This window comes from Prosthecodimorpha hirschii, assembly GCF_001305515.1.
GTDB lineage: Bacteria > Pseudomonadota > Alphaproteobacteria > Rhizobiales > Ancalomicrobiaceae > Prosthecodimorpha > Prosthecodimorpha hirschii.
The window spans coordinates 310,167-329,073 of sequence record NZ_LJYW01000001.1; the positions used below are offsets into that span (position 1 = coordinate 310,167).

Below are 18,907 nucleotides of genomic sequence, written 5' to 3' on the forward strand. Positions count from 1 at the left end.
CGCCATGCGGTACGATAATACCGTCAGAATTCGAGGCCGATCTTGAGCATGCCGCGATGCCGGTCGAAGGCATCGAGATTGAGCCGGCCATGGCTGTCCGGGCCGTTGCCCCAGACCTGCGTGCTCCAGGCTGCCGCCACCGACACCTTGCCGCTGATCTTCCAGAAGAAGGTCGGGCCGAGGAACAGGGCCGTCCCCTCGCGCTTGCCGAACACGTCCTCGAAGGCCGACTCGAGTCGCGCCTCGGCACCGATCGTGGCCCGCTTGGTGAAGCGCCAGGACAGCGCGCCCGAGGCGAAGACCGAGGATTCGGTCTCCCAGGCCTCGCCGTTCTCCCGGCCGCGGCCGAGCTCGAAGCCGGCATTGGCGGCCGCATAGAGCGTGTTGGGCATCACGACCCAGTCGCTCAGCGCCGTCAGTCCGCCCTGATAGAACCGGCCGGATTGGCCGCTCGCCTCGTCATGGCGGCGCCATTCCAGTTCGCCCTCGACCGCGAAGCCGACCGGGCCGTCGATGTCCTTCTGCAGGATGGCGATCTTCGGCGAGACCGACAGGCCGTCGAAACCGAAGCTGGAGAGGTTGTCGAGCTGCGGCACGTTGCGGACGCGATGGGCATCGGTGAAGGCCGCAAAGCCCATCTGAATGCGGTCGGTGATGCCGTATTCGGCCTCGCTTTCGGTCTGGAAGGCGCGGTAGCTGCCCTTGGAGCGGCCGAAGGCGCCGGTCAGCGTCGAGCTGGCCTCCCACTTGCCCTCGCCGGCGGTCGCAGCCCCCTGGCTGAACCCGAACGCGTCCTCGACTTCAAAACCGTCGTCTTCGACCTCGGCCTCAACCGCGGCCGGTGCCGGCTTCGCCGCGACCACGGGGGCCGGCTTGACGGGTGCCTTGGCGGATGCCGCCTGGGCCTCCGATGCGCCGAGGCTCAGGACCGCAGCCGTCAGACCCGCGAGCAGGAATCCCGCCATCGGCGCCGCATCGGCCCGGCAAACCGCAAAACTCGTCTTCGTCGTCTTCATAGTCGCCCCCACGTTGCCGACAAAAGTGACGTGCGGCGGACCACCCCGCAACGCATACGGCAACCGAATGCGCAGAACGGTGACAGGGTGTGGCAGGGCGGTGACAAACCGCTAACGATCTTGGCAGAATTGTAAGAACCCGGCCGCTGCCCGGTCGAGGCGATGGCCGCTGAATACCCGAAACCTGTGAATATCCTGAGACCGGCTACCGTCCGGCGGAGCGCGGTGACCCGTCCGCTTGCGCGCCTCAGCGCGCGGGAATCGAGTAGGTCATGGTGACATGGGCGACGATCGCGTCGCTGCCTTCGGCCCGCGTCGCGCATTCGACCACGAAAAGCCGCTTGCCGGCCTTCAGGATGCGGCAGGTGCAGAGAAGATCGCCCGGGTCGGGCTTTGACAGGAAGTTGATCGTCGCGCTGGTCGTCACGGCGAGGCCGACCGGGCCGAGATGGCCGAGCACCGCCACATAGGCGGCCAGATCGGCGAGCGCGAACAGCGACGGACCCGAGACGGTGCCGCCGGGGCGCAGATGGCGATCCTGGGCGCTCAGGCGCATCACGGCGACGCCCGGCGCGAGTTCGTCGATCGAAAAGGCCCGCCCGCCGATGTGTATCTGCGGAAATTCCCGGTCGAGGAAGTCGGAAACCTCGTCCTTGGTCATCATCAGCGTCGTCGCCACGCCATTTCCCCCCGTTGCCGTCCAGGCTCGATCGGAGTTTAGCGGCACAACAGCAACCGTCGAGACGGCCGAAGGGTTTGGCTGACCGTCCGCGGCTTTTCCTTGCAATGGAGTACCGGTCTCCTTAAAAGATGGGGACAAGGAATCCGTCCTCCGTCCGAACATGCGTCCGGTAAACGACGTCGCGACCGAGTGCCCGTCAGGTTCGCCAGAGCGGCCAACCACGAGGAGCGCTTGAGCATCGTGACTTTTCCACCGGATGTTCGACCGGGAGGCGTCTCCGGGGCTCCTTGCCGGCGCATCCGCGCGGACAGCGGAGCATCCGCCGACGTGCCGTGCGTGCTTCGTGCGGCTCCGACGCGAAACAAAAACCGCCAACCGGCCCGAACGGCTGCCTCGCGTGGGCGCGTCGGGAGGAAGGCTCCACCGTGGCGCGTGGCACGCGTCCGCGGACATACTCGAGCGACAGGGTCCATGCCGAGGCCATGAGGGGTACGAACGGTCGCAGCGTGACGGAAGGGGGGTCGGCACAGGTCCGGACGCTCTACCGTCACTGTCCGCCCGTGCCCACGCGTTCCGCCGCCTCCGCGACCGACCTGTCAATTCTCATGAATCCCAACAAGACGGCCTCCCTGGACCCCGGTCACCGCATGCGGTTGCCGGGCTTTGGCGCGTGGGCCGCGGAGCAATTCATCCATGGCCAACAAGATGCTCATCGACGCCACCCACCCGGAGGAGACCCGGGTCGTGGTGGTGCGCGGCAGCCGGGTCGAGGAATTCGACTTCGAGGCCGCCAACAAGAAGCAGCTCAGAGGTAACATCTATCTCGCCGTCGTGACGCGCGTGGAGCCCTCGCTCCAGGCGGCCTTCGTGGACTATGGCGGCAATCGGCACGGCTTCCTGGCCTTCTCCGAGATCCATCCCGACTATTACGACATCCCCCATGCCGACCGCGTGGCGCTGCTCGAGGAAGAGTCGCGCATGCATTCGGCCGAGGATCGCGAGGACAATCGTCCGCGCCGCGCCAAGCCGGCCGCGAACAACGGCGACGATGCCGCCGACGACGGCGACGGCGATGAGGACCAGGTCGAATCGGTCGGCTCCGAGGATGCCCTCGAGGAGCTTCCCGAGCGCCGTTCGGCCCCGAAGCTGAAGCGGCACTACAAGATCCAGGAGGTGATCAAGCGGCGCCGGGTCCTGCTGGTGCAGGTGGTGAAGGAGGAGCGCGGCAACAAGGGCGCGGCTCTGACCACCTATCTGTCGCTCGCCGGCCGCTATTCGGTGCTGATGCCCAACACCGCCCGCGGTGGCGGCATCTCGCGCAAGATCACCAATCCGACCGACCGCAAGCGGCTGAAGAAGATCGCCCAGGAGCTGGAAGTTCCGGAGGGCATGGGGGTCATCGTCCGCACCGCCGGCGCGGCCCGCACCAAGGCCGAGATCAAGCGCGATTTCGAGTATCTCCTGCGCCTGTGGGAGAATGTCCGCGAACTGACCCTGAGCTCCAAGGCGCCCAAGCTCGTCTACGAGGAAGGCAGCCTGATCAAGCGGTCGATCCGTGATCTCTACAACAAGGATATCGACGAAATCCTGGTTGCCGGCGACGACGGCTATCGCGAGGCCAAGGACTTCATGCGCATGCTCATGCCGAGCCATGCCAAGAACGTCCAGGCCTACAAGGAGCCGGCCCCGGTCTTCACCCGTTTCGGCGTGGAAAGCCAGCTCGATGCGATGTTCTCGCCGCGCGTGACCCTGCGCTCGGGCGGCTACATCATCATCAACCAGACCGAAGCGCTGGTCTCGATCGACGTGAACTCGGGCAAGTCGACGCGCGAGCACAATATCGAGGATACCGCGCTGCAGACCAACCTGGAGGCCGCCGAGGAGGTCTCCCGGCAGCTGCGCCTGCGCGATCTGGCCGGCCTGATCGTGATCGACTTCATCGACATGGAGGAGAAGCGCAACAACCGGTCGGTCGAGCGCAAGCTCAAGGATTGCCTCAAGAACGACCGCGCGCGCATCCAGGTCGGCCGCATCTCGCATTTCGGCCTGATGGAGATGTCGCGCCAGCGCATCCGCACCGGCGTGCTGGAATCCTCCATGATCGTCTGCCCGCATTGCGGCGGCTCCGGCATGGTGCGGTCCACCGAATCGGTCGCGCTGCATGTCCTGCGCAGCCTGGAGGAGGCGCTGATCAAGTCGGTCACCAACGACCTGATCGTGCGTACCCGGACCGGCGTCGCTCTCTACATCCTCAACCAGAAGCGCGCGCATCTCGCCGATCTGGAACGGCGCTTCGGCCTCGACATCACCATCCTGGCCGACGATCACGCCTCCACCGGCGGCCACCTGTTCGTCGTCGAGAAGGGCGAGCCCGTCAGCCGGCCGGCCATGGCGCCGCCGCCGCCCGTTCTGGTCACGCCGCAGACGGTGGAGCCGGAAGACGAGATCGAGGACGAGATCGACGAGGACGAGATCGAAGCCGAGGGCGAGGCCGAAAGCGACGGCGGACGCCGCAGCGAAGGCGGTCCGCGTGCGGAGACCGACGGCGAAGGCGCCAATCGGCGCAAGCGTCGCCGGCGTCGGCGCGGCCGCGGCCGCAACGGCGAGGGTCAGCCGCAGGGCTCCGCGCCGCTGGCGGCCGACAACGACGACGCTGCCGACCGCGTCTCCTACGAGGACGAGGGCGAAGGCGGCGATGACGCCGATGGCGACGACGAGGGCGATGCCGAGGGCAACCGCGCGCCGCGCTCCGAAGGTGATCGCCAGGCCAGCAACGACGCCCGCAAGCGCCGTCGTCGCGGACGCCGCGGTGGCCGTCGCAACCGTCGCGAGGGCGAGGAAGGCGGTCTGCCGGGCGAGACCCGCGATCAGCGCGACGACGGCTTCGCGGCCGACGGAGAGTTCGCAGGCGACGGTGAGATCGATACCGGACCGACGTCCCAGGAATTGGACGAAGGCGGCATCGAGACGCCGATGCCGTCGGACATCGCATCCGAGCCCGTCGCCGAAGCCGTGACCGACGAAGCCGAGACCGACGGGGCCGCGGCAGAGACGCCGATCGCCGAGGGCGAGGAACCGGCAGCGGCGCCGGCCAAGGCCGGCCGCAAGTCGACCCGCAAGCCGGCCGGCACCAAGGCCGCCCCCGCCAAGAAGGCCGCAACGGCCAAGGAGGCTGCCACCACGACGGAGGCGGTCGCCAAGGAGCCCAAGCCGGCCAAGCCGCGGACGCCGCGCAAGTCGGCCAAGGCCAAGGCGGCGGAAGCGGCTGCCGAAGCTGAGGCGGCGGCGCAGGCCACGGACGCCGATGCCTCGGCCGCACCGGAAGCCACCGCCGTGTCGGTCGAGACGGTGGAGACCGTCGCGATCCCGGCCGTGACGGCCGAGCCGACCGCGGTCGCCGAACCGGCCGCCCCCACCCCCGCGCCGGAGCCGGAACCCGCACCGCCGGCCCGCGCCCGGACCGAACTCACCTCGACCGAGGTCGATCCGTCGAAGCCGAAGCGTTCCGGCTGGTGGGCCAAGAAGGGCTGACCCCCGCGAGGGTCCGTCCGGACCGTTTTCACCCCGCCAGGATTCGTCCTGGCGGGGTTTTCTTTTTGCTCACGCGGATTTCGTCGCACCGTCGAAGGGATGCCCTGCCGGCGGCGGCCGAGCGGGCGCAAACTCACAGATACGCACCGGCGGCCGAGCGGGCCGCCAGCCCGCGGATACGCGTCGCCGGCCCTGAGCGGACGGGCGCGCGAGGGGGCAACCGGTGGCCGCAGAACGCAGCCATGTCGGGGCGGCGCGATCGGCGCCCATGGCGAGAAGCCCCGGATCGGGGCGGCCGATCCGAAGGTCCGATGACGTTCGCTTTTGTCGAAGGGAACCGGCCGGCCGCCCAGAGCATTTCCCGATTGGATGGAATCCTCCAATCGATAAGGAAAGGCTCCCGATTCAATGGCTTGAGCCGGTCCTTTCCGGTCAGAGCGTTTCGAGCTGACCGGGACAGGCTCTGAGGCGGCGATGCGGCCCGCGCCCCTACCCTTTCGAACCGATCTTGGTCTCGGTCCCGGCGATCAGGCGCCTGATATTGGTGTGATGCTTGGCGATCACCAGCAGGCTCATCACCGCCATGACCGCCGCGACCCGATGGTCGCCCTCGAAGGCGGCCCGCTTCTCGGCCGACAGCGCGATGCCGGGGCCGAACCAGATGGCCGGCGGCACCAGCACCATGGCGGTGAGCGCGGCGGCCGACGAATAGCGGCTGAAGAAGGCGACGGCCAGCCAGACCACGGCGAAGACCAGGAGGCCGGGCGGATAGAGGCCCGCCAGCACGCCGAGATAGGTCGCCACCCCCTTGCCGCCCTTGAAACCGAGCCAGACCGGGAAGCAGTGGCCGACCAGCGCGGCCGCGCCTGCGGCCAGCGCGGCATCCTGCCCGAAGCGGCCGGCGACCAGCACCGCGATCGTGCCCTTGAGCGCGTCCGCCAGCAACGTCGCCGCGGCAAGCCCCTTGCGGCCCGTGCGCAGCACATTGGTCGCACCGATATTGCCGGAGCCGATGTTGCGCACGTCGCCCAGCCCGGCGGCCTTGGTGATGAGCAGCCCATAGGGCACCGAACCCATCAGATAGCCGTAGAGGGCGGCGATCGCGAGAACGGGAAAGGCGGCGACGAGTTCGGGCATCGGCGTTTCCGGAAACGGGCGGCGGGCGGGACGGCAGCGGTCAACGGTAGGCGTGCACCGTCCGTCCCGCAACCAGCGTTCTGAGCACCCGGCCTTCGAAGCGGGCGTCCTCGAAGGGCGTGTTCTTGGAGCGCGACAAGAGCGCGGCGCGATCGAGCACCCAGGAGACCTGCGGATCGACCACGATCAGGTCGGCCGGCGCGCCCGGCTTCAGCGTGCCGCCTTCAAGGCCGAGGCGTGCGGCAGGCCGCGTCGAGAGTGCGGCGACCAGCGTCGACCAGCCGATCTCGCCATTGTGGACCAGGCGCAGGGCTGCGGCCAGCAGGGTTTCCAGGCCGACGGCCCCGTCGGCCGACTCCGCGAAGGGATGGCGCTTGGTCTCGACATCCTGCGGATCGTGGCTGGACACCACGAAATCGATGGTCCCGTCCGCAAGCCCTTCGATCACCGCACGCCGGTCGTCCTCGGCGCGCAGCGGCGGCGACAGCTTGAGGAAGGACCGGTAGGTGCCGATGTCGAGTTCGTTCAGCGTCAGATGCGCGATCGAGACCGCGGCGGTCACATCGAGCCCGCGCCCCTTGGCGGCGCGCAGGATTTCGACGCTGTCGGCGGTCGAGACCTGCGCCGCGTGATAGCGCCCGCGCGTCAGCGCGACGAGCCGCATGTCGCGCTCGAGCATGATGGTCTCGGCTTCGCGCGGAATGCCCGGAAGGCCGAGCCGGGTGGCGAACTCGCCTTCGTTGACGACGCCGCTGCCGGCCAGCGTCGAATCCTCGACGTGATGGGCGATCAGCGCGCCGAAATCGCGCGCATAGGTCAGCGCCCGCCGCATCGTGGCGGCACTGGCGACGGACCGGCGTCCGTCCGTAAAGGCGACCGCGCCGGCATCCTGCAGGAGGCCGATCTCGACCATCTCCTGGCCGAGGCAGCCGCGCGTCAGCGCCGCCATCGGATGCACGCGCACCACCGCGGTATCGCGGGCACGCCGCATGACGAAATCGACCAGGGCCGGGTCGTCGATGACCGGATCGGTATCCGGCATGGTGATCATGGTGGTGACGCCGCCGGCCGCCGCCGCCCGGCTCGCCGACGCGAAGGTCTCGCGATACTCGTGGCCCGGCTCGCTGACGAAGACCCGGGCATCGACGAGGCCGGGCAGGACCAACCGGCCGGCTCCGTCCACGACCTCCGCGCCGTCCGGAACGCCCTGGTTCAGGGCGTCCGGGCCGGCGGCCGCGATGCGGCCGTCGACGACAACGACGGTGCCGACCGCATCGAGATCGCGCGACGGATCGACGATACGGGCGCCGGCGATGACCAGCGGGCGGTCGTCGCCGCGGCGGCCGCGGAATGAGGAGGCCTCGGAGATGGACAAGGCGGCGTCTCCGGTCACGCGTTCGGAAGGTGTTCGGCGAGCGTCTCGAGCACCGCCATGCGCACGGCGACGCCCATCTCGACCTGCTCGGCGATCAGGCTCTGCGGCCCGTCGGCGACCTCGGGATCGATCTCGACACCGCGGTTCATCGGGCCGGGATGCATCACCAAGGCGTCCGGCTTGGCGTGGCCGAGCTTCTCCTGGTCGAGGCCCCAGAAGTGGAAATACTCGCGCACCGACGGGACGAAGGCGCCGGCCATGCGCTCGCGCTGCAGGCGCAGCATCATGACGATGTCGCAATCGGCCAGTCCCCGGCGCATGTCCGTGAAAACATCGACACCCAGCCGCTCGATGCCCCGCGGCATCAGGGTCGACGGGCCGATGACGCGGACGCGGGCGCCGAGCGCATTCAATGCGATGATGTTGGAGCGCGCCACCCGGCTGTGGGCCACGTCGCCGCAGATCGCCACCGTCAGTCCGCGGATCGTGCCCTTGTGCCGCCGGATGGTCAGCGCGTCGAGCAGCGCCTGGGTCGGGTGCTCGTGCGCGCCGTCGCCGGCATTGACCACCGAGCAGGACACCTTGCGGGCGAGCAGATGCACCGCCCCGGCCGCGTGGTGGCGTACCACCAGGATATCCGGGTGCATGGCGTTCAGCGTCGTCGCGGTGTCGATCAGGGTCTCGCCCTTCTTCACCGACGACGAGGCGACCGACATGTTCATCACGTCGGCGCCGAGGCGCTTGCCGGCGATCTCGAAGGACGACTGCGTTCGGGTCGAGGCCTCGAAGAACAGGTTGATCTGCGTGCGTCCACGCAGGACGGTGCGCTTCTTCTCGACCTGTCGAGACACCTCGATCTGCGCTTCCGCGCGATCGATGAGGGCGACGATCTCGTCGGGAGCGAGGTCTTCGATCCCGAGGAGGTGCTTGTGCGCGAAGGGCGCGCGGGCGGACGTTTCGGGGCTGATCATTAAAGCCGTCGCTATAGGCGGAACGGCTGCCTCCGGCAAGGGACGAGACCGCCACCGGATCGCCTATCCACCGAAATCCGAGAGGAGACCGATCGGGGCCCACCCCTCCCCCGTCCGGCCGGTCTCCCTGCGGCCGGGCTTCACACGGTTCCGGCTTCCGCTGTCGGAGACCGAGTTGGACGCCGGACGCCGGACGCCGGACGCCGAAGGCACATCAAGCCTGCAGCGGCAGGCCCGGCGACTGCGAACCACAGCCCCCAGACAGGAAAGGGCACGATCCCACCCGGAGATCGTGCCCGATCCAAAGGCCCGGAGCGCATGGCTTGGCCGGGCGGCCCCCGCGCGGCGCGCAGGAGGTTGATTACCCGATGTATTCAAACAGCGGGTCTGACAGTTACCATACTCCGGCCGCCCCGCACTGTCAAAATGTTACGCAGCGATAACTGTGTGGTATACTTGAAGCCAAGATTTCCGAGGACCGTTTACATGCCCGCTGCCTGCCGCGGCAATCCCCCCTGCGTGAACGATTTGGCTTTCGCTCCGGCGTGTTAGTCTCCATGAAAAGGGCACGAATCGAGAGACAGGCGGATGGCTCCTTCGGCTTTTGAGACGCACGACGTCTACAACCAGCCGCCACAATTGCCGGTGCGGAACGTGTTCGAGACCGATCCGATCCTCTACGGCGCCCTGGAGACGGCTCTCGACGAGACCGGCGAACGGCTGCTCTCGGAGCATGGCGGCTTCTGGGGCACGGCCGAGGCGCGGGAACTGGCGCGGCTTGCCAATGCCCATCCCCCCCAGTTGCGGACCCATGACGGCCAGGGGCGCCGGATCGACCTGGTCGAGTACCACCCCGCCTACCATGCGCTGATGCGGCGCAGCGCCGAGGCCGGGCTCGGCATCTCGATCTGGCAGTCGGACCGCGAGGATGATTCCGGCCGCGCCCATGCCATGCGGTCGGCGCGGCTCTACATGACCGCGCAGACCGAATGCAGCCATCTGGTGCCGTGGACGACGACCTGCGCGGCTGCCGGCATCGCGCTCGTCGCGCCGGAATTCGCAGAGCCCTGGATGTCCAGGATCGCCGGCCGCCGCTACGACCACCGGCCCCAGCCCGCCGCCAGCAAGGCCGGCCTGACGCTCTCGCTCGCCCTGACCGAGAAGCAGGGCAGCACGCCGGGGGTCGACAACCTGACCCAGGCGTCCCGCTTCGAGGGCCGCCGCTATCGTCTGATCGGCCACAAATGGGCCGTGTCGGGGCCGATGGCCGATGCGCTGATCGTCCTTGCCGACGCGGCCGGGGGACCGTCCGTGTTCCTGGTCCCGCGCTTCCGCCGGGACGAAAGCCTGAATCGGGTCCGCATCCAGCGGCTCAAGGACACGGTCGGCCTCAGGGGCAATGGGATTGCGGAGGTCGAGTTCGCCGATGCCGAGGCCCATCTGATCGGCGCCGAGGGCGACGGGGCGAAGCTCGTGGCCGATGCGCACCTTACGCTCCGCCACGATGCGGCCGTGATGGCGACGGGCGTGATGCGCGGCGCGCTGGCCAATGCCGTCCATCATGTGCGCCATCGCGCCTCCGGCGGGACGCGGCTGCTCGACAAGCCGCTAATGGCGCGGGTCCTGGCCGACATGGCGATCGACGTGGCCGCGGCGACCGCCCTGGTCATCCGCCTCGCCAATGCCCGCGACCGCGCCGGCAACGACGTGATCGAAGACGCCATCGCCCGACTGATGATCCCGGTCGCCAAGTTCTGGATCGGCCGGGTCGCCCCGATGATCGCCGCCGAGGCGCTCGAGTGCCAGGGCATCAACGGCTACACGGAAAGTTCCGAAGCGGCGCGGGCCTATCGCGATGCCCAGGCCTTCGGCATCTGGGGCGGCGCGAGCAATCAGCTCGCCCTCGAAGCCCTGTCGATGATCGAATCGGTCCCGGAAACCCTCGACGCCGTCCTCGGCGACGTGACCGCCGTGCTCGGCCGCGAGGCGAGCGCCTCCGCGGAAGCGATTCGCGGCGCCGCGAATGCCTGCATGGACGATCCCGGATCGGCCCGCATCTTCGTCGAGCAACTGGCCATCACCACGGCCGCCGCCGCCCTGCACCGCTTCGCGCCGCGCGCGATCACCGACGCCTTCATCGATACCCGGCTGGCCGGCGGCTGGCGGGCGAGCTACGGCATGCTTGATGCGCGCTTCGATGCCCGCGGAATCGTGGACTACACCTACCCGGCCTCGTAATCGACCGGCCGGCCGTCGGCCGGTCTTGAGCCCCGACCGGCGGCCGGGAACGCGAAGCCGGAACCGGTCCGCCATGCGCCCTTCGGGCAGCTACATGGCCGAACGGCAGGCCAGCCGCACCATGGCGGCCCCGATGAAGGCAGGGCCGAGCGCGGACAGGCTCGTTCGCAGATCGAAGCTGAAGCGGTCCATGCCCCCGCGGGCGAGATCGGGAACCATGTCGAAGGCGGCAAGACCGATCGCCACGAGAGTCAGGTGCACGAGCCACAGGCGCGGCTCGATCGCCGTCGCAAGGGCGACGCCGAAGACCACCGGCAAGGCGACCGGCTGCAGCTCGCCGCCGCTCGACGCGACGTAGCCGGCGACCAAAGCCGTGGTCAGGGAGACGGCGAGCGCGCCGAGCCGACGCGCCCGAAGAGAGGAGAGCATTTCGCAACCTGTGCCTTGCACGATGTCATGCAGACCTTTGCGAAGGATCGTGACTGCACGGGGGCATGTTTATGGCCGAGAGACCATCCGGCGGGCCACCGGCGTGCTCGGATGCGCAGCGTTGCATGCGCGCCACAGGAGACGGCTCACTTTGCCGTCGCGACCGGCGCCTGACGGCGTGACTTGGCGGATTCCATCGCGGCGGCCTGGCGGGTCATATCCAGCATGTAGGCCAGGAAATCGAGGTCGTTGCGGACCGCGAGATCGCGCAATTCCGATGCGACCTGCTCGACATAGGTTGCGGCATCCCCCCGCCTGTGCGCCTTCTCACCCGAAATATCCATTGATGCCCCAGCCCCGATCCCGTGCCATGCGCCGCAGCCGTTGCGCTTCCTGCCCAGCGGCAGCACGCTTGGCAGGACTTCCGGCACGGCGACCTGCCGCACCCGAGCCCATACTAATACGAGCTGACGGAACGTCTATCTATCATAGGTTGCATGTCGCGTGTACCGGCCTATGCCGCCTTCCTTAGGGAGGCTTGACCGGGACCCCGCATGCGTCCAATTGAAAGGCGGCCCGGCTCATGCATGACGCCGTCGGCCGAAAGTCGCGCGCCGGGTCCTTCGAATACCGAGGGAACCGGGGAGCGACCGCGAGGGGCGCTGGCGCTTCCGGACATTCGCATGTCGGCAATCGCCGGCCTCTTATATCACAATTGATAGCCGCCGAGCGACCCGAACCCATGAACGTCGTCATTGTCGAATCCCCCGCCAAGGCGAAGACCATCAACAAGTATCTTGGGTCCGGCTTCACCGTGCTGGCCTCCTACGGCCATGTCCGCGATCTCCCGGCCAAGGACGGTTCGGTCCGCCCGGACGAAGATTTTGCGATGGACTGGGAGATCGACGGCAAGTCGGCCAAACGGCTGGCCGAGATCGCCCAGGCCGTCAAGGGCGCCGACAAGCTGATCCTCGCCACCGACCCGGATCGCGAGGGCGAGGCGATTTCCTGGCATGTCCTGCAGATTCTCAAGGAGAAGCGGGCCCTGAAGGCGCAGCCGGTCGAACGGGTCGTGTTCAATGCAGTGACCAAGCAGGCCGTGCTCGAGGCCATGCGCCACCCGCGTGCGATCGACGCCGATCTGGTCGACGCCTATCTGGCGCGCCGGGCGCTCGACTACCTGGTCGGGTTCACGCTCTCGCCGGTGCTGTGGCGCAAGCTGCCCGGCGCCCGCTCGGCCGGCCGCGTCCAGTCGGTCGCCCTGCGCCTGATCTGCGACCGGGAACTGGAGATCGAGACCTTCGTCGCGCAGGAATACTGGTCGATCGTGGCGCGGCTGGCGACGCCGGGCAATGAGGAATTCGACGCCCGCGTCACAGCCTTCTCGGGCCGCAAGCTCGGCCGGCTCGACGTGAAGACCGGTGGCGAGGCCGGCCAGATCCGGACCATGCTGGAGCGCGCGACCTTCCGCGTCGCCTCGGTGGAATCGAAGCCGGTCCGACGCAACCCCTATCCGCCTTTTACCACCTCCACGTTGCAGCAGGCCGCCAACTATGCGCTCGGCCTGTCGGCCAGCCGCGCCATGCAGACCGCCCAGAAGCTCTACGAGGGCGTCGACATCGGCGGCGAGACCGTCGGCCTGATCACCTATATGCGAACCGACGGCGTGCAGATCGCCCCCGAGGGCGTGGCCGGCATCCGCCAGGTGATCGGCGAGGATTTCGGCGCCCGCTACCTGCCCGAGAAGCCGCGCCACTACGAGACCAAGGCGAAGAACGCCCAGGAGGCCCACGAGGCGATCCGGCCGACCGACCTGACGCGCCGGCCGCGCGATGTCGCCCGCTACCTCGATGCCGAACAGGCCAAGCTCTACGAGCTGATCTGGAAGCGCGCCGTCGCCAGCCAGATGGAGGCCGCCGTGCTGGAGCGCACGACGGTCGAGATCGTCGCCGAGGACGGGACGGAGCGCTGCGACCTGCGCGCGGTCGGCAGCGTCGTGCGCTTCGACGGCTTCCTCGCCCTCTATGCGGAAGGCCGCGACGACGAGGAGGACGAGGAGGGCAAGCGCCTGCCGGCGATGCGCGAGAAGGACGATCTCGCCCGGCGCAAGATCACCGCCGACCAGCATTTCACCGAGCCGCCGCCGCGCTTCACCGAGGCGACGCTGGTCAAGAAGATGGAAGAGCTCGGCATCGGCCGGCCGTCGACCTATGCCTCGACGCTGCAGGTGCTGCGCGATCGCGACTATGTGACCCTCGAGAAGCGGCGCCTGATCCCCGGCGACAAGGGCCGGCTGGTCACCGCCTTCCTGGAGAGCTTCTTCGAGCGCTACATCGAATATGGCTTCACGGCCGGGCTCGAGGAGAGCCTCGACAAGATCTCGGCCGGCGAACTGTCCTGGAAGGACGTGCTGCGCGACTTCTGGCGCCAGTTCTCGGCCTCCATCGACGGAACCAAGGATCTGCGCGTCGGCCAGGTGCTGGACGCGATCGACGCCCTGCTCGCCCCGCACATCTTCCCCGACAAGGGCGACGGCGTCGATCCGCGCGCCTGCCCGACCTGCGGCGGCGGCCGGCTGTCGCTGAAGCTCGGCAAGTTCGGCGCCTTCATCGGCTGCTCGAACTATCCCGACTGCCGCTATACAAGGCAGCTGCAGGCGAGCGGCGCCGAGGGCGACGCCGCCGATCCGGCGCTGACCGTCGACGGCACGCGCGAACTCGGCACCGACCCGGCGACCGGGCAGGTCGTCACATTGCGCTCGGGCCGCTTCGGTCCCTATGTCCAGCTCGGCGAGGGCGAGAAGCCGAAGCGCGCCAGCCTGCCGAAGGGCTGGGACGCGCCGAGCCTGGACCTGGAAAAGGCGCTCGCGCTGCTCAACCTGCCGCGCGAGGTCGGCCTGCACCCGGAGACGAAGAAGCCGATCCAGGCCGGCATCGGCCGCTATGGGCCGTTCCTGCTGCATGACGGCGGCTATGCCAACCTGCCGGGCGTCGACGAGGTCTTCACCGTCGGCCTCAACCGGGCCGTGGCGCTGATCGCCGAGAAGGCCGCCAGCCGCGGCAAGGGCCGAGCCGCCCCGGCCGCGCTCGCCGAACTCGGCGACCATCCGACGCTCGGCGGCCCGGTCACCGTCCGCGACGGCCGCTACGGCCCCTATGTCAGCCACGACAAGGTCAACGCGACCCTGCCCAAGGGCATGGATCCGAAGACCGTGACGATGGAGATCGCGACCGCACTCCTCGCCGAGCGCGCCGCCAAGGCACCGCCCCCCAAGAAGGCTCCCGCCCGGAAGGCGGCACCCAAGAAGGCTGCCGAGCCGTCGGACGCTGCCGAGACGACGACCAAGACCGCGGCCGCCAAGCCGAAATCGGCCAAGGCCCCGGCCAAGAAGGCCGCCGCCCGCGCCGACAAGCCGGCGACAATGGCGAAGAAGCCGGCTGCGAAGAAGAAGGCGGCGGGCTGAAGCGCGGCTCGTCCGTCTGCTCGCAAGTCCTTCCGTCGCCAAATTGGCGGGCCGCCACAGAGGCGCGCCGCCCCATGGGCGGGCCTCCGCACAGGCGGGATGGCCGCTGCATTCTGGGAGGATGCAGCGGCCTGAAGGTCAAGAATTGGAGGAAGCCTTTGCTCTACCGCCGGCGACTGGGATCGCCGTGCCGAAAACCGGCTTGAGCGACGGCAATCTGGCAAATACATTCTCTTACGGCATCACCCATCTGGGGTAGGCGGTAGCGCGGTCGGGGGTACCATCCTACCGCTACTTCAGTGCGGTGGGCCTTCGAGCCTTCGCCTCATGAAGGACCGCGGTGGTGCCGCGGTCATGCCCGGTTTCCCTGGCTTTTCTCCTGCACAATTCCCGAACTTTCCGGCAAGGCCGGTTCGATTTCCAGCTTTGATTGATCCTCTGCGTCTGACGAGAGGCACATGGATTTACTGATCCGGATCAATGAACTCGTTGCCATGATGTACCGGTCGGTGTTCGACCCCGATCTGTTTCCCGTTTTCCTCGACGGCATGGCGCGGGAACTTGGCGGCGTCGGCGCCATCTTCGTGCCGCTGACCCCCGAAGACAACGTTCCGTCCCATGTCTCTTCCTGCCTGGTCGAAGCGGTGAGCGAATACAGACAACATTGGTGGCAACGGGATCCAGGCTTTGCCTTCGCACGAAACAACGGGTTTCCCACGGGCGTGCTCGACGGGCGCAGACTGATCAATCACGACGCCCCCCAGAATGCACCCTTCTACTATGACTTCGCACATCGCTATGATTTCTCGACATTCCTGTCGATCACCATGCGACCCCGTTCGGACCTATACCTGACCTTGGGCGTGCAGAGACCGATCGACTCGCCGCCTGCATCGTGCGAAGAAATCAAGATTGCCAAGATCTTCCACAATCACTTCCATTCGATCATCCAGCTGCGCCAGAACACCCTGAATCAACGCATCATCACCGCGCTCACCGAGAGCGCGGAGCGCAACAAGAACGGCATCGCCGTCATCGATCCCGATTTCACCGTGATTTTCGCCAACCAGGCGCTGAAGAGCTTCGCATCCCGCGGCCTGCACTTGCGCAATGCAACCGGCAAGCCGAAGCTGATAACGGCGGATCCGCGCCTGCAGGGCCAACTCGACCGGTCCATCGGTCAGGCCTTCCGGCGCCTCGACCCGGACGGCGTCGCGGTGCGGCCGGCCGTACTGTCCATCCCCCATCCCGATCGCCTGCCCCTGCTGGTCTCGGTCGCACCGCTCATGGCCGACACCTCGGAACGGCTCAAGCTGGTGCCGCAATTCGGGGTGTCGACCCTGGTCACCGTCGTCGACCCGGAAATGCAGGTCACCCCGATACAGTTCGAGGCCATGCAGGCGCTCGGCCTGACCCGCGCGGAGGCCGCCGTGGCGGTCATCGTCGGTCACGGACGGAGCCCGGCCGACGCGGCCCGCGAACTCGGTCTGGGCCGCGAAACCGTCCGCACCCATCTGAAATCCCTGTTCGCGAAGCTCCAGGTCAAGCGTCAGAGCCAATTGTCGATGCTGATATCGCATCTGTCGGATCTGTCCTGACGATCGATATCGCGATCACGGGGGCGGTCCGGCGCGAATGTCGAGCGAGAACGGGACGACACGGGCGCGCATTCGGGTCTATCATCGTGCCTTGACCGAACCGGAACCGAGACCCTTGGCCAAAAGCCCGAAATCCAGCGCCGCCCCGACCTTCCCGACCCGCGACGAGATTCTAGCCTTCCTGGCCGAGCATCCCGGGCAGGCGGGCAAGCGCGAGATCGCTCGTGCCTTCGGCATCACCGGCGGCGCCAAGATCGCCCTCAAGAAGCTCCTGAAGGAACTGGCCGAGGACGGCACGGTCACGCGGCGACGGCGCAAGCTGGCACCGGCCGGCCAGATGCCGGCCGTGCTGGTCGCCGACGTGGTCGGCCGCGACGGCGACGGGGAACTGCTGGCCGTGCCGGACGAATGGGACGAGGACGAATTCGGCCCCGCGCCCAAGATCCTGCTGCTGCCCGAGCGCTCCAAGCGGCCGGGCGTGCCGCATGCCGGCGTCGGCGACCGGGTGCTCCTGCGCCTCACCGAAACCGACGAGCCGCTGCCGAAGGGCGTCGGCGCGCTGGGCCGCGTCACCCGCATTCTCGACCGCAAACCCGCCGCCGCGCTCGGCATCGTGCGCCTGCAGCCGGGCGGCGCCCGGATCATGCCGATCGACAAGAAGTCGAAGGAATTCACCGTCGCCGAGGCCGACCTGAAGGAGGCCCGCGACGGCGATCTGGTCGCGCTCGACGTGATCCGCTCCGGCCGGCTCGGCCTGCCGCGCGCCCGCGTGCGCGAGGTCATCGGCTCGACGGCATCGGAAAAGGCGGTCAGCCAGATCGCGCTGTTCTCGCACAACATCCCGCATGTCTTCGCGTCCGCCGTGCTGAAGGAGGCCGAGGCCGCCGTGCCGGTCGGGCTCGACGGGCGCGAGGACTGGCGTCGCCTGCCGCTCGTCACCATCGACCCGCCCGACGCCAAGGATCACGACGACGCCGTCCATGCCGAGCCGGACACCGATCCGGCCAACCCGGGCGGCTTCGTCGTCACCGTCGCCATCGCCGACGTGGCCGCCTATGTGAAGCCCGGCACGGCCATGGACCGCGAAGCCGTGCATCGCGGCAATTCGGTCTATTTCCCCGATCGCGTCGTGCCGATGCTGCCCGAGCGCATCTCCAACGATCTCTGTTCGCTGCGCGAGAAGGAGGACCGGCCGGCCCTCGCCGTGCGCATGATCTTCGGCGCCGACGGGCGCAAGCAGCAGCACAGCTTCCACCGCATCATGATGCGATCGGCCGCCAAGCTCTCCTACCAGCAGGCCCAGGCGGCGATCGACGGACGGCCGGACGCCAAGACCGACACGCTCCTCGACGGTGTGCTGAAGCCGCTCTGGGCCGGCTATGCCGTGTTGAAGCGCGGCCGCGATGCCCGCGAGCCGCTCGACCTCGACCTGCCGGAGCGCAAGGTGCTGCTGACCCCGGAGGGCACGGTCGACCGGATCGTGATTCCCGAACGCCTCGACGCCCACAAGCTGATCGAGGAATTCATGATCATGGCCAATGTGGCGGCGGCGGAGACGCTGGAGAAGCACCACACGCCCCTGCTCTATCGCATCCACGACCAGCCTTCGCCGGAAAAGCTGCAGGGCCTCAAGGACTTCCTGGCGACCCTCGACGTCAAGATCGGCATGAAGGGCGGCCTCAAGCCGGCGGCCTTCAACGGCATCCTGGCGCGCTTCGTCGACAAGCCGGAATCCGGCCTCGTCAACGAGGTGGTGCTGCGCTCCCAGGCCCAGGCCGAATATAACCCGCTCAATATCGGCCATTTCGGCCTGCATCTCAGGCGCTATGCGCATTTCACCAGTCCGATCCGCCGCTATGCCGACCTGATCGTGCACCGCGCCCTGATCCGCGCGCTCCGGCTCGGCCGGGACGGCCTGCCGGATACCATCGACGACAAGCTGGCGGCGATCGGCGCGGAGATCTCGGCCGCCGAACGGCGCGCCATGGCGGCCGAGCGCGACACGATCGACCGCCTGATCGCGCGTTGGCTGATGGACCGGATCGGCGCCACCTTCCGGGCCCGCATCTCGGGCGTCACCAAGTCCGGCCTGTTCGTGCGCCTGGAGGAGACCGGCGCCGACGGCTTCATCCCGGCCTCGACCATCGGCCGCGACTACTATCTGTTCGACGAGAAGACCCGCTCGATGATCGGAGAGCGCACCGGCGAGACCTGGCGGCTCGGTGACCGGGTCGACGTCAAGCTGGTCGAAGCCCAGCCTTTTGCAGGGGCGCTGCGATTTGAACTCTTGAGCGAAGGCGCGTACCAGAAGGCGCCGGGGCGCCGTCCGGGCGGACCGGGCTCTCGCGCCGGGCGTCCGGCGGGCATCCGGACCGGACGAACGGACCGCAGTCGCGGATCCGGCGGGCGGCCGGGGCGCGGGTAGACATCGGCGGTAGGCATAGGCGGACGCGCTTCGGTGCCGAAG

Annotated in this window: 12 protein-coding genes; 5 read left to right on the forward strand and 7 right to left on the reverse strand. The window is 68.3% G+C overall.

The genetic code is table 11. From position 1 onward, the window contains the following. Positions 1 to 23: 23 nt before the first annotated feature. Together ABB55_RS01260 and ABB55_RS01265 are read right to left on the reverse strand one after the other, a co-directional pair. Positions 24 to 1,016, reverse strand: coding sequence for a hypothetical protein (locus ABB55_RS01260; RefSeq protein WP_152981884.1), 993 nt, complete (start codon positions 1,014 to 1,016; stop codon positions 24 to 26). 247 nt (positions 1,017 to 1,263) lie between these two features. Continuing rightward, the gene (locus ABB55_RS01265; protein WP_054361772.1) at positions 1,264 to 1,680 is read right to left on the reverse strand and encodes a PaaI family thioesterase; all 417 of its coding nucleotides are present in this window, start codon (positions 1,678 to 1,680) and stop codon (positions 1,264 to 1,266) included. A gap of 711 nt (positions 1,681 to 2,391) precedes the next feature. Here ABB55_RS01265 and ABB55_RS01270 point away from each other — a divergent pair. Beyond that, complete coding sequence (locus ABB55_RS01270; RefSeq protein ID WP_083463251.1) at positions 2,392 to 5,229, forward strand: Rne/Rng family ribonuclease; 2,838 nt, start codon at positions 2,392 to 2,394, stop codon at positions 5,227 to 5,229. Between the two features lie 489 nt (positions 5,230 to 5,718). Here the strand turns inward: ABB55_RS01270 and plsY are convergent, their stop codons facing one another. The 3 genes from plsY to ABB55_RS01285 are packed head-to-tail and all read right to left on the reverse strand — an operon-like array spanning position 5,719 to position 8,712. Then, positions 5,719 to 6,366, reverse strand: a complete 648-nt coding sequence (plsY, locus tag ABB55_RS01275; RefSeq protein WP_054357182.1) for a glycerol-3-phosphate 1-O-acyltransferase PlsY — start codon at positions 6,364 to 6,366, stop codon at positions 5,719 to 5,721. Between the two features lie 40 nt (positions 6,367 to 6,406). Continuing rightward, positions 6,407 to 7,741, reverse strand: a complete 1,335-nt coding sequence (locus ABB55_RS01280) for a dihydroorotase (RefSeq protein WP_244471943.1) — start codon at positions 7,739 to 7,741, stop codon at positions 6,407 to 6,409. A gap of 14 nt (positions 7,742 to 7,755) precedes the next feature. Continuing rightward, positions 7,756 to 8,712 (reverse strand): aspartate carbamoyltransferase catalytic subunit, encoded by a 957-nt coding sequence (locus ABB55_RS01285; RefSeq protein WP_054357183.1) that lies wholly within the window; start codon positions 8,710 to 8,712, stop codon positions 7,756 to 7,758. Positions 8,713 to 9,300: 588 nt separating this feature from the next. Here ABB55_RS01285 and ABB55_RS01290 point away from each other — a divergent pair. Further along, positions 9,301 to 10,950, forward strand: a complete 1,650-nt coding sequence (locus tag ABB55_RS01290) for an acyl-CoA dehydrogenase family protein (RefSeq protein ID WP_083463252.1) — start codon at positions 9,301 to 9,303, stop codon at positions 10,948 to 10,950. A gap of 90 nt (positions 10,951 to 11,040) precedes the next feature. On the opposite strand, the gene ABB55_RS01295 is transcribed toward ABB55_RS01290, so the two are convergent. Next, positions 11,041 to 11,379, reverse strand: coding sequence for a hypothetical protein (locus ABB55_RS01295; protein WP_054357185.1), 339 nt, complete (start codon positions 11,377 to 11,379; stop codon positions 11,041 to 11,043). 146 nt (positions 11,380 to 11,525) lie between these two features. Further along, on the reverse strand, positions 11,526 to 11,810 hold the full coding sequence (locus ABB55_RS01300) for a hypothetical protein (protein WP_140940811.1): 285 nt from the start codon (positions 11,808 to 11,810) through the stop codon (positions 11,526 to 11,528). Between the two features lie 311 nt (positions 11,811 to 12,121). On the opposite strand from ABB55_RS01300, the gene topA reads away from it, so the two are divergent. The 3 genes from topA to rnr all read left to right on the forward strand — a co-directional run bounded on the left by topA (position 12,122) and on the right by rnr (position 18,865). Then, positions 12,122 to 14,842: a type I DNA topoisomerase gene (topA, locus tag ABB55_RS01305; RefSeq protein WP_054357187.1), complete on the forward strand. Its 2,721-nt coding sequence runs from the start codon at positions 12,122 to 12,124 to the stop codon at positions 14,840 to 14,842. Positions 14,843 to 15,300: 458 nt separating this feature from the next. After that, positions 15,301 to 16,440 carry a helix-turn-helix transcriptional regulator gene (locus ABB55_RS01310; protein WP_054357188.1) on the forward strand — a complete coding sequence of 380 codons (1,140 nt, stop codon included), beginning with the start codon at positions 15,301 to 15,303 and terminating at the stop codon, positions 16,438 to 16,440. Positions 16,441 to 16,477: 37 nt separating this feature from the next. Next, on the forward strand, positions 16,478 to 18,865 hold the full coding sequence (gene rnr / locus ABB55_RS01315; protein WP_083463253.1) for a ribonuclease R: 2,388 nt from the start codon (positions 16,478 to 16,480) through the stop codon (positions 18,863 to 18,865). Positions 18,866 to 18,907: the final 42 nt, after the last annotated feature.